At 40.5% G+C, this 13,870-nt stretch carries 2 protein-coding genes; one reads left to right on the forward strand and one right to left on the reverse strand.

The features are described 5' to 3' along the window. Window positions 1–266: 266 nt before the first annotated feature. Entirely contained in the window at window positions 267–13,382 is a 13,116-nt protein-coding gene (locus C9J46_RS02560; RefSeq protein WP_146144660.1) for a retention module-containing protein, read from the forward strand. 86 nt (window positions 13,383–13,468) lie between these two features. Here the strand turns inward: C9J46_RS02560 and C9J46_RS02565 are convergent, their stop codons facing one another. Then, window positions 13,469–13,663, reverse strand: coding sequence for a hypothetical protein (locus tag C9J46_RS02565; protein ID WP_107206230.1), 195 nt, complete (start codon window positions 13,661–13,663; stop codon window positions 13,469–13,471). Window positions 13,664–13,870: the final 207 nt, after the last annotated feature.

Here is a 13,870-nt window from a genome sequence, read left to right on the forward strand (position 1 = left end):
TTAACTAAATAGAGCAAGAGAGGATGTGTATTTTACCTACTGAGTAATATTAAATCATTCATTTTGTATCTTTATTGGTTTATATCTCTGTAATGTTATTACTTTGTGATTGTTATGTTCTGTACTTTGTAGTTTGTTTTAATGCTTTGTTTCTTGGGGCAAGGTGAAAAATACACAACATTCTTATATTTAAGACGCCCAGACGTGCCGAAATTTATACCGTTGATTAATACTTAAGGCATCCTTTTTACTGAGGGGAAGGAGCTGTGTTTAAGATTTATGTGGATCAAGCCATTGTCGTTGAACAAGTAAAAGGGCAGGTGTTTGTTCTTATGCCGGTAGGGGAATATTTTCCTGTTAAGGTAGGTGATGATCTTGCGATAGGAACAACGTTACTTTTTACTGATCGTAGTGAAGTGTTAGTGCATGTCGATGGTACGAATATATGGCTTAATCAACATTGTAAGGCATGCCTTTCTAATAATAAATTGGTTCATTTGCCCTTACCTGAATTGGATTTAGAGCCCAGTATTGCAGCTTTACAAGCAGCAATATTATCAGGTGAAGATCCGACTAAAATTCAAAAAGCAACAGCGGCTGGTATTACAACGGCTGGTATTAAGGATATTAGTTCATCAATTACTGATGGCTTAGTTATTCTTTATGACAATGACCAATTACTTGCAACCGCGGGTTTTAACACTGCATATAATCCAGAAATTAGACGACAAGACGATATCTCGCTTCCTATTTTATCGCCAGACGGTGGTGAATTTTATAATGATGTTTACTTTGTTGAAGGCGATCTGGTTCCTATTACTTATCCCGTTTCTGCTAGTGGTAGCGTTTCAGTTGAAGCTGCCACACTGCCACTTGATAGCAACACGGTAGCCTTCGATAGTTTACAAATTGATAGTTTACTCGCCACGATGAATCGTGAATTATCATCTAACGATCGCCCCATTATTTTTAGTTACGATATTGAAACGAATCAAATCATTGGTCGAAGTGATAAAGGCATTAGCCGTAGCGATGAAAGCATTGTTTTAACCATTGGATTAAGTGCTGAATTATTCAATGGTCGAGATGCTAATGTGATAATGACAGTGACACAGTTTCTTCCTTTAGATCATTTTGCAGGGGAATCTAACCGTGCACCGATTGTGATTAACGGAGAACAAATCCGCCTATCGCTTCCTGTTCAAATTGCAGATACCAACGGTAATCTAACCCAAACCCCAATTAATTTTTTAGCCGTGATAGAAGATGGAAAAATTCCTGGTTTAGGCATTGATAACGGCACTGAATTTACAGAACAAGATAGTGATATTACTACGCCACAAAGTGTTACTGGTGATATTCCTGTTTTTATCGGAAGTGATGAAATTGGTGTAATGACATTCGCCGAGCAGCAACCGTCATTGATTGGACTATTAAGTAATGACGTAGCAACAAGCTTTGCAGTACTAGGGAATAAAATCACAGTAATCAGAGTTGATGATCAGTCACCGGTTTTAGCAATAGAAGTCAGTACTAATGGTCAATATCGTGTGACTCAATATCAAGCACTCAATCAAGATAACGCGCTAGATCAAACACAATTATCCTTATTATTAACGACGACGGATCGAGATGGTGATATCAGTAATGAGGGTGAATTAGTCATTAAGATTAATGATGGTGTTGATCCTGTTTTAGGCATTGATAGCGGTACTACGATCATTGAACAAGACAAAGATATTGCTACGCCCCAAACCGTTTTAGGCAGCATTCCTATCAACGTGGGAAGTGATCAAATCAAGGCGATGTTTTTTGAACCTCAACAGCCTACCCTTGATGGGTTATTGAGTAATAGTAAACCGACTGTCTATCGCATTGAAGGTAATAAAATCATCTTGCAGTTGGCAGATGCACCACAGACTGAAGTATTAACGATTGAGATTAATACGTCTGGCGAGTATAGCGTTACCCAGTATCAGGCACTAAACCAACCTGTTAAAACGAATATAGATAAACTGACTTTAGGCGTTATTGCGATTGATACCGATGGCGATAAAAGTAATGTCGGTGAATTAAATATTACCATTGTTGATGGCCCAGATCCCATTTTAGGTAAGGATATTGCTACTAGTTTTATTGAAACCATGTCACCACAAACCTTTACCGGACAAATTACGGTCGATGTGGGTAGTGATGATATTGCTAGTGCAACTTTCAACCTCGAACAAACCACACTAAACGGTCTAACCAGCAATGGACAAGCAACGAATTATAGTACTGTTGGTAACAAGTTGGAGTTGTTTGTTCCTGCGCAAGGATCATCACCAAAACAACCCGTATTAACTGTGGTATTTGAAATTGATGGTCGTTACACAATAGAACAAAGCCAACCACTAGATCAGAATTTTACGACTAATGTAAATAATCTCGCTCTTGCTGTTATGGTCACGGATGCTGATGGTGATAACAGTAACGTAGGACAACTCATTATTAATATCACTGATGGTGAAAACCCAACAGGCGCGGGCATTACAGCACAAGTAAGTTTAACTGAAGGGGATCTGTCTCCTAAAAATATCGCTGATGCCTACCCTGTTGATGCTTCAAGCTCGTTTACTATCCCTGCGGTGAATGATGATTTGGTTGCGTCAAGTTTGAATATATCATCACGTGTACAAACAGAATTAATCAGTGAGTTAGAGCAGCTCACGGCGACTGGATTAGCCCTACGTTTTACTCTTACAACCAGTAGCGTTGGCCTTGTTACGCTTATAGGGAAAGACAGTATTAATGCGGATGTGTTAATTGTTACTTTTTCACCAACTCAAGACAGCCATAACGTTACTGTCACTATGGATGTCGAGCAGTTAAAGCCGTTAGATCATGATCCAACGGTGTATTCAGGGGGAGAGTATGTCTCTCTTACAAGTAACGGGATAAATATTCGCTTACCACTAGAAATGCATGATAGCGATTTTGATCCTTTAGTCGAACCTGTGAATGCGTTAGTGATATTAGAAGACGGTAAAGCCCCCGTTATCGAAAGCCAAATCAAAACATGGACGGAAGCTTTCTCAGGTACCGTGGCAGAGCCACAATCTATTTCGGGGCAATTAGAGTTTGATGTAAATAGTGATGTGATCAAACAGGTTGTCATTGGTGATATTACAACAGCTTTTGCTGGCTTAACCAGTGATAGTATCGCGCTTGATGCGAAATTTGATGATGGCAAATCCAATCAAATAATGGTGTTTTTAACTGGCACGACAACCCCAGTTTTATCGCTGTCTATAGCCACTGACGGGTACTATAACATCACGCAATATTTACCGATTGATCAACCTGTCACACCTAATACCAATACGATTAGTCTGCCATTTCATGTGGTGGATTTTGATAACGACAGCAGCAATGATGCAACGTTAACTTTAGTGATTACCGATGGTCAAAATCCGACTGGTACGAATATTACTCTTGAAACGGTTGAAGGAGATCTCGCTTTACCTATCCGTGAACCGTCAACTTCGTTATACCCGGTTGAAAGTGAAAAAACCTTATCAATCATTGCGGCAAATGACAGTTTAGTTGCGACGTCATTGGTGATATTACCCGATGTATTAACGGCATTAATCACGGAGTTATCGAGTTTAACGTCATCTGACCAAGCACTAGAAATCAGCCACATCGCAGATCCTATCACTGCGGCGCAAACCATCACCGCAATAGATTCAGTTACTAAGCAAGATGTTTTTATCATCACCCTGACGCCAGCACAAATGGGGCGTGATGTTGATGTGAAAATAGCATGGCAGCAATTACTGCCGCTTGATCATCAAATTGATAGTGGTGGAACATACGTCTTACTCAATAATGATAAGCTTGCTATCGACATCCCATTGATGATGAATGACGGGGATGACGATCCGTTTTCTCAACCCGCCATCGTCACTATCAGCGTTGAAGATGGTGCCGATCCGCTATTTGAAATCGATACTGGAACAACGATAACCGATCCTAAAAAAGGCGCGGTAGCAACAGTGGCAGAAGGTGAAATAGGCTTAGAACTCGGTAGTGATGAGATTAAAACACTCACTTTTGATAGTACGCAAACAGGATTAATCGGTTGGTTAAGTAATAGCGCACCTACCTACGTGGAAGTGCTCGGTAATGAGCTAAATATACGTTTATCTAGCGATGATTCAGTGGTACTGAATGTTGTTATTGAGCTTGATGGTAAATATACCGTCACTCAGCATTTACCTTTAAATCAACCCATCGTATCAAACGAAGATCGCTTAACGTTAGCCGTTACCGCGCAAGATTATGATGGTGATAAAGCGCAAGGTGAGTTGCTTATTATCGTTAAAGACGGTGTTGATCCTGTGTTAGGCACAGATACCGGCACTGATTATACCGAGATCATGACAACCCAAATAGAGCAGGGGCACATTCCTGTTGATGTCGGCAGTGATGATATTGCTAATGCTTATTTTGCTATTGAACAACCTAGCTTGGCTGGCTTAACCAGTAATGCCGAAGCAACAGACTATCGCTTTAACGGAAATGTTTTACAGCTTTATGTTCCGGCTATTGGCAGTACACCTGAGCAAAATGTATTAACCATAACCTTGGATATAAATGGAAGTTATACCGTCGAGCAAAATAGACCTTTAGATCAGAACTTTACAACCAACGTTAATAATCTCGCTCTTGACGTTTTTGTCGTCGATAAAGATGGTGACGACAGTAATATTGGCCAGCTGATTGTCGATATTAATGATGGTGAGAACCCTACTGGTCAAGGTGTCATTGCAGAACTCGATATTATCGAGGGAGATTTAAACCCACCTGTGGGTGGGCAAGGTTATCCTGTTTCATCATCAAGTAATTTTGTTGTTACTGCTGTTAATGATGCTTTGGTTGCTAGTAGTTTAAATTTAACTGATGCCGTGTTTTTTAAATTAGGGGCAGAGCTGCTCAAGCTTACGACAGGTGGAAAAGGCGTTAGATTTGATATCACTAATGCACTGAGTGGTTTAATGACTTTAGAAGTAAAAGAAGCATCAAATAGCGCTGAGGTATTTGAGTTAGTGCTCACACCGATTCAACAAGATGATGATGTCAAAGTAGAAATGACCTTAACTCAATTTCAACCTTTAGATCATGATCCTTCTCATTTTGTCAGTGGAGAATATATTTCATTAGATGACGGAAAAATTGACATTACCATTCCGATCATTATGCATGATACTGACTTTGATCAATTAGTGGATCCTGTTGAGGTAAAGCTGGTTTTTGAAGATGGTGTTATCCCTATTATTAATGAGCAATCCATAACATGGACTGAAGGGTTTGATGGTGCTATTACAGCGCCTCAAGAGGTAACGGGAAGTTTAGTCTATGGCAGTCATAGTGATGAAATAAAACAGGTTCAGTTTATCGAACCAAGTCAGGCGTTTACAGGGATAACCAGTAATGGCACAGCATTAGAAGTGGTATTTGATCCGTCCATACCGAATCAATTTGATGTTCAGTTAGCAGGAACATCAACCCAAGTGTTAAGTATCGCTATAGATCCTGATGGGCAATATACGATTCAGCAATATTTGCCGATTGATCAGCCGCTATTGCCGAATCAAAATGTGGTGAATCTTGATGTTCAATTGATGGATTTTGATGGTGATAAAAGTAATGTTGCGAATCTGCAATTAATCATCAAAGATGGGCTCGATCCTAATGGAATTAATGCTGAATTTAACGTGGTTGAAGGTGACTTAGTCCCACCGACTATTGGGCCATCAACATCGGGAAACCCTGTTACTACAAGCAATACCACAATCATTCCTGCAACTAACGATATATTACTGGCCGATAGTGTATTACTGAGTAGTGACAATATCACGGCAATCAAAACGGCGTTAGAGCAAGTCACATCACAAGGTGATAATACACTTGCTACTATTATCCAAGATCCCACCAGCAAGATCATTTCAATTACGCTTAGTAAAGATAATCTTGCCAAAGACACCGTTTTTGAGCTGACTATTACACCGAGTCAAAATGGCCGAAATGTTGAATTACAATCGCAATTAGTTGAATCATTACCCATTGATCACCTTAACGGAGTACTGACAGCAGGGATAGTTACGATGACCCAAGCTAATTTAGCGATGGGAATTCCGCTCCAGATGCATGATGCTGATGATGATCCATTATTAAATCCTGCAATATTTACCGTGAATATTGCAGACGGTGATTTACCCAGTTTTGGTATTGATGCTGGAACTGAATTTACTGAAATTGATAGCGATAGCGGAAAAATAGCAACCAACATTGGTAGTGATGAGATCATCCACATTGATTTAACAGCGCTTCAGCCAAATTTAACCCACTTAACCAGTAATGGTTACGCAACGGAATATAGCGTAGTCGGCAATACGGTTACTGTGGTAAGGCAAGATGATCCTACGCTTGAAGTATTAACTATTGAATTACTACAAAGTGGTGATTACAACGTCGTGCAATCACAGCCGTTGGATCAGTCTGACACCACCAATAAATTAGCGATTACCTTAGCTGTCACTGCAACCGATCAAGATTTAGATATAAGTCCAACCGATGGTGAAATTAATATCACTATTATTGATGGACTCGATCCTACGGGGAATTTTACCGGCATAACTGATTTAGATGTGATTGAAGGTGATATTAGTGCACCGACAGGTTCGCTTACTGGCTATCCAGTTTCTGATTCGACAACCTTTACATTAACCGCAGGTGTTGATCGTCTAGATCCCGATAAAGTTGGTTTTAGTGCTAATTATCTTACTGATTTACTCGCAGAGTTACGTGCAGAAATCACAGCATTGGGGGGGCAGACACTCGATTATAATTTTGATCCTAGTACCCATGTTTTAACGGCTTCGTATAACAGCCAGACTTATTTCACACTAACCTTATCAGCCGTTAATGTCTTGAATTCTAAAGATGCTGATGTGACGGTAACGTATGAGCAATTCTTACCACTTGATCACAATAGTGGAGGAAATAGTAGTGGCTATATCAATGTTTCAGGTGCTCTCATTAGTATTGATCTCGAAGTCCAAATCCAAGATACCGATGGTGATTATTTAGAAACCCCAGTGGCCGTTATGCTTAATATCAGTGATGGGTTTGATCCGGTAATTATTAATACACAAGATATCACTGTTGAAGAAAGTGATATTCGTGCCGATGGCCCTCATCATCAAGGCTCAACACCTGATGAAGATGGGGACCGCGCGACGGGAACATTAACGATTGATGAAGGCAGTGATTTAGTTCATCAGTACCGTTTAGATACCACGCAATTTACCACTTTAAATTCAACCTTAACAAGCCAAGGACAGGCGGTTACCTTATTTGAGCATTCTGTCGGAACGTACTCAGCATTTGCTGATTCTCGTACGATTTTTACTGTGGCATTTACGGCGGCGGGTGAATATACCGTAAACCTCTTTGGTGCAATTGATCACCCCGATCCCGGTAAAGACAGTAAAGATGTTTTTTTACCTGTGATTGCGATTGATGATGATGGTGATGAAAGTACATTTTCAACCATTAAGCTAACCATTGTTGATGATATTGCCGATGGTCGAAATATCATTATTCAAGCTGATGAAGGACAAGCAAATGTCGTTGGAGAGTCGTTACTGACACAAGCATTAGAAGGTGCAGATGGTGCGACTGTAGTGAGTGTTGTTGATCTTGCAGTAGAGCAACCATTAGTGGGTAACGGTTTTACGGTTATTCCAATTCATCAAGGAGGAGATACCATTTCTCCTGGCCAGCTATTAGGCGAGTTATCGATTAAGCCTAATGGTGAGGTTTCTTTCTCGGCAGCCACTGAAATAACACAGACAGATGAGGTACTGGAATATACGTTTAACTATCGGGTCACAGATGGTGATGATGATACAGAATTACGGACGATTACATTACAAATTGATGATCAAGAAGCCAAGATCATTATCGAGCCCGATCCGATTGTCACTTATGAAGATGTAGGACGAGTCGAAGATCCTGATGAAACGATCATTGCTCCACCAAGTGGGGCGCCTGTATCACTTAAAATTGATATTGGTGATGATGATCGCGGTGAGTTTTTACAACAAGTATTGATCACGATTCCGACAGAGGTACACGGTTCATTTTATTTAAACGGTACCGCACTTGCGACCAGTGGAGATGGGTTATCTTATGTTGTGCCTGTCGGCGATTTCACCACGACAGATAATGTAGTACACGAGTTAGTGGGACTCACTTTTATTCCCGATGCTGATTTCTCTACGGCAAATGGCAATTTAGTGTTTGAAGTTAAAGCGCAAGTTGGTGTGACTAGTGGTGCTCCATTGCCTGAAGCGATCACGTCGTTTGAAATTATTGTGGAAGGGATTGCTGATATCCCAACGTGGGATGATACTCAAACGCAAGTACATTACACCATTGATGAAGATTCAACAGGTGTTGATTTGCAGCTTAAAGCCGATCTTAATGATATCGATGGCTCTGAAACATTATCTTATATTATTACGTTAGAGCCAGATGCTGGTGGCAAGATCAATGGTGAGTTGAAAGGAAATAATCTTGTTGATCTTGGTGGTGATCAATATCAAGTATCAGCGGCAGATGTGGGGAGTTTATCTGTCACACCGACAGCGAATTACAGTGGTGACATAAAACTCACGGCCGTGGCGCAAAGTAAAGAAGACGTGGTTTTTGTGACGGGCAAGCAAACCGCTGATTCTGTTGAGCGTGAAATCATTATTAATGTTGAACCTGTTGCTGATGAAACCACATTAAAAGTTACCCGAATTAGTTCTGATGAAGATGTGTTAATTAATCTAAGCGATCACGTGACGTTAACAGAAACTGTAGATAAGGACGGCTCAGAAATAGAATGTGTTCGTTTTTCTAATTTACCCGTGGGGGCACAAATACTACTCAATGGCGCTGTTGTAGTTGAAAGCCCGTCAGGCTCCGGTGTGTATGAGGTTAACTATGCAGATATTGCTAATGTTCAGCTAAAACCAACACCTGAAAGCAATGTTGATTTTGAAATTACAGTGCAAGGTGTTGTGAAAGATAGCGCGAGTTTTACCAATAGCAGTAATGTCGTGGTTAACGCTAATGATGAATATGTCACGGCAACGCAACAGCTTGAAGTAAGCTTAAAAGGCGTGGCTGACGTACCGATATTTGATATCGATATTGATAGTAATGGTAATGGTGTGTTAGATGTCGGTGAGTGGGCTTATATCAACAACGATCCGACACAAGGTATTGAAACCTTAATAGATGAAGACAGTTCAGTCATTTCTGGAATCAGTATTATTAGTGGTGAAACGCCTTTAAAGCAATTAGATGATAACTCTGAAACGTTAAGTGTAGTGTTATCGGGTATTCCCGCAGGGGTCACATTAAAAGACGCTGAAGGTAATGATCAAAGTTTAGTGTTTACTGGTTATGATACTGAAGGTAAGCCTGTTTATGAGATTGAACTTTCGTCATTAAAAAATATTGAAATAATACCACCATTAAACAGCACTCAAGATATTGAACTAGAAGCTAAAATATTAGTCACTGAAAATGATGGTGATGTACATAGTTTTGATCGAAAAATTCTGATCAATATTCAGCCAGTTATTGATGCAGATAATTACACCTTAGTCAGTGATAACAATATATTAGAAGATCAAAATAATACGGTGCAATGGCGACCAACTGCAGCACAAGGATTTACTGATAGTAGCGAAACGATTACTCAGATACGTTTTGGTGGTATTCCTTCCGATTACACCTTATTGATTGATGGCACTCCTTTAACATTGGTCGCTGGAGAGATCACATTAACGGATAGTCAACGTGATGAGTTACTTGCTGGTAAACCATTACAACTTCGCGCGCCTCAAAATTCTGATCGTGATTTAACCTTTCAATCTTATTTAACGGTAGCGCAGACGGATAGTGATGGTGAAAATACTGCGATTAAAGAAATCACAGGACAGCTCGTTGTTGATATTCAAGCCGTGGTTGAACCTGATGGTATTCTTGCTGTTCGAGATTCAAGTGACGCGGTCTTAACCATGTTAACCAGTACCACAGGTGGCGTGATTGATCTATCAACAGATGCAGCATCGCTTGGACGTGTCTCCTTTACAGGAGAGAATACCCCAGTTGCTATTGATCATAGTGATGAAGTGATACGGCGTATTGTGGTGAAGTTTCCTCAATCAGTAGCAGAGCCTGGTGATTTTGTTGTGATAGGTGGTATCAGTGATGGAGCTGGGGCATGGACAATACCTGAATCGCAACTCGATAACTTGAAAATCACCGCACCAACGGGCTTTAACTCCACTATCGATATTACCATTAGCGCTGAAGTACAAGATTTAGGTGATAACGGTGAAGGTGATGTCAGTGCACTTGTGCCATTTACCACACCCATCACATTAGATTTTACCCCGAATACCAGCATGATCACTGAGCTTGCAGGGGATATTGTTTTCAATCCTGACGTGGTAACTGGCACTGAAGATAATGTCATTAATCTTGGTGACCAAATTGAAGATGATATCGTTATTGGCTCTGTTAATGGCGAACAAAATCATGACTCAGTGACGATTGTAATTAAAGCGGCGGATCTGCCTAGCGGGGTCACCATCTTAGGGACTAATTTTGACTTCATCGATGGTGAATACGTCATGATAGTACCTGTCGATGGGGCAGGAAAAGTTGATGTAAGTGGTATCTCATTAAACCCTGCAACCGACTTCGCGGGTGATTTTCAATTTGATCTTCACATTGTCAACACCGATACCACCAGTGGTAATACTAAAAATCTTATTAAGCCCGTTACAGTTCGTATAGAGCCTGTAGTTGATGTCCCACCTCATGGCGATCCGACGTTATCACTGGAAGTACTGCGCACAGAGAAACTCGGTGATGACGATCAACCGATTACCAATACAGGTAAGCCTGAAGTCATTAAAAATAATCATGCCTATGAAGATGGCTCGGTTATTTTAGGAATATCAGCGTCGTTAAAAGATATCAGTACCTCATTGACATCAGGGCTTGAAACCCTAAAACAAGTCGAGTTAACCGTCGATGCTAGCCAAGGTTCCTTCATTCAAGCAGATGGAACGGCAGTACAAACGATCACCGTTAATAAAACGGAATTGGATAATATTCCATTTCAACCGGTAAAAGATTTTAGCGGTAATGTATCAATATCAGCGGTTGCTACCGTTGAAGATGATGTGACCTATACCTTAACGACACCAGCAACCGCGCAAGCGACAGGTACGTTTACTGCAACAGTCGATTTTGATGTGATCCCAGTCGATGACCCGGTCAAATTTACAGGTGTTGATACCACCATTAAAGGTAATGAAGATCAGGCGGGTGGTATCAGCCTTGGTAGCATCAGTTTTGATGTCGGAGATACTGATGGCTCAGAGCAAATTATTTCAGCCAAGATCACCAACGTACCTGATGGCTTTGTCTTAACAGGGCCTGTAGGTAATTTAGGGAATGGCGAGTGGAGTGTTACGTTACCTATCGGTATGCAAACAGGCGGTCTTACTGGGGTTAATATTGTACCTGCTGAAAATTACAGTGGTACATTAGTATTGGGAGTGTTGGTCTTTACCAAAGAGGATTTATTGGATGATATTGCACAAAATACCGCAACCATAAATGTTGATATTCTACCTGTAGGCGACAAAATTGATTCTGATGTAACAACCTCTTATACAGGACAAGAAGATCAGCCTATTACACTGACACTTGATTTAGCAGTACGAGATAATACGGATAGTATTGTACCGTCACATTCGAATGCAACAGAAAATGCCCCAGAAAAATTGCATGTAGTCGTCACTGATGTGCCTGATTCCAGTCTTTTTGATGCACCAGTCGGCGGCAGTGCAGAAAAGCAACCTGATGGCTCATGGATTATTATTTCAGGTGGTACAACGTTAGATACTTTGGTGTTTCACCCCGGTGATGCGAACGGTAATTTCACCATGAACTTTGACATGCGCTCATCTGATAATGGTGTGCTTGCGACCAATAGTCTTGCTGTGATTCAAACCCTGTCATTTGATGTAGCTGCCGTTAATGATGCGCCAGTAAATACGTTGCCTGCTGGTATTAGTGCCGAAGAGGATATAGGCGTTATTATTTCGGGGATCAGTGTAAAAGATGTCGATGCAACGGAAGATAATGGCAATATGACAGTTAACTTATCGGTTAATCATGGTGCATTGAATGTATTGAGTACCACAGGGGTCACGGTTGATAACAACAATACATCGGATGTTATGTTAACGGGTAAATTAGATGACCTTAATGCAGCATTAGCGGCTGGAATCCATTATCAAAGCGATCCTAACTTTTACGGCGATGATACTTTAAGTATGTTAACCAACGATAACGGTAATTCAGGCTCGGGAGGGGCTAAAACAGACAGTACCCAAACCAGTATTACTGTTGCGCCCAAACCGGATGTACCGATTATTGAGCTTGATAGGCCGCAAACTTCCTCTATTCATACCGTACTTGGAACCATGCTGCCATTAATTGGCATTATGGCGTCGGTGGTTAACCCCGCACCTAATGAACTTTCAATTGTGGTGAGTGGCTTAAATGATGGCGATCTTGTTGATAGTAATGGCACAATCGTTGGCGATCTAATGGCAGCTGGCACCTATCGTGTGCCAGTTAGCCAATTAGATGATTTGTATCTCACTGGGTTATCAACGGGCAGCACCAGTTTAATTGTTGAAGCAGAATCGACCATCGACAGTAATAGTGTTTTATCAGCAACCTCTATTACACTTAATATCAATGTTGGTGAAGATACAACAACTGAGATTGATGCCAGCATTTCACCTAGTGGTAGCGGTGAATTGATTGTTGATGATGATCAAGACCGAACGCTTATCGGCAGTGATGATGATGATATATTTTATGCTGGTGGCGGTAATGATATTTTAACTGGTAATGCAGGGGATGATTTGTTCATCTGGGAGCTGGATAATATTGATGGCAGTATCGATGTCATCACCGACTTTGCATTAGGTGAAGATAAAATAGACTTAACGGATGTACTGGATGATAGTGCTGGTGATGGGTTAAAACTCGACGATTTATTAGCAGGTATTAGTGCTGATGCTTCAAGTGGCAAACTAGAATTGATGATCACCGCATCTAACAGCAATACGCAAACCATCACCTTAGATAATATTCAAGCTGCCGATCTTGGTTTAGCGAGCTCAGCATCAAGTACTCAATTGGTGACGGAATTGTTTAACCAATCAGGGTTTACCACAAGCTAAAAGATAATCCCGTTTTCTTATTTTAAAAAAGAAAAAGACCACTATAACGAGTGATCCTTTTTGAAATTCAATAACAAATAGACGTTTTATGCTTTATTGCTGTGAAAATGAAAACGCTTATGAAAATATTCTTTTAGGTGTTCTTCCATTTCATGTACTTTTGCATCAATCGCATCACACAAGACTTTATCGTTATTCATGGCATTAATACGATCAGTTACCATTGCTTCAATCGCTTCTTTTTGCGCATCTGTTAGTTCTACTGGGTTTGCATTTGTCATTATTTTTTATCCTAGTTATAGCTCGATAGAGCGATAGCAGAAGGGCTAAGTTGCCAAATTTTATTCATAATAGCGATATTGGCCTGGGGTTGGAATAACTGTAATCAGAAATTGCTTATCTGTACATTTCGATTAGTTATGATTTCAATATCCTCTCAATCCATTGTGTGATTTAACTCTCACTATTGGACTTTATTGAAAGCTTGC

This window comes from Photobacterium sp. GB-36, from assembly GCF_003026135.1.
In the GTDB taxonomy this organism is placed as follows: domain Bacteria; phylum Pseudomonadota; class Gammaproteobacteria; order Enterobacterales; family Vibrionaceae; genus Photobacterium.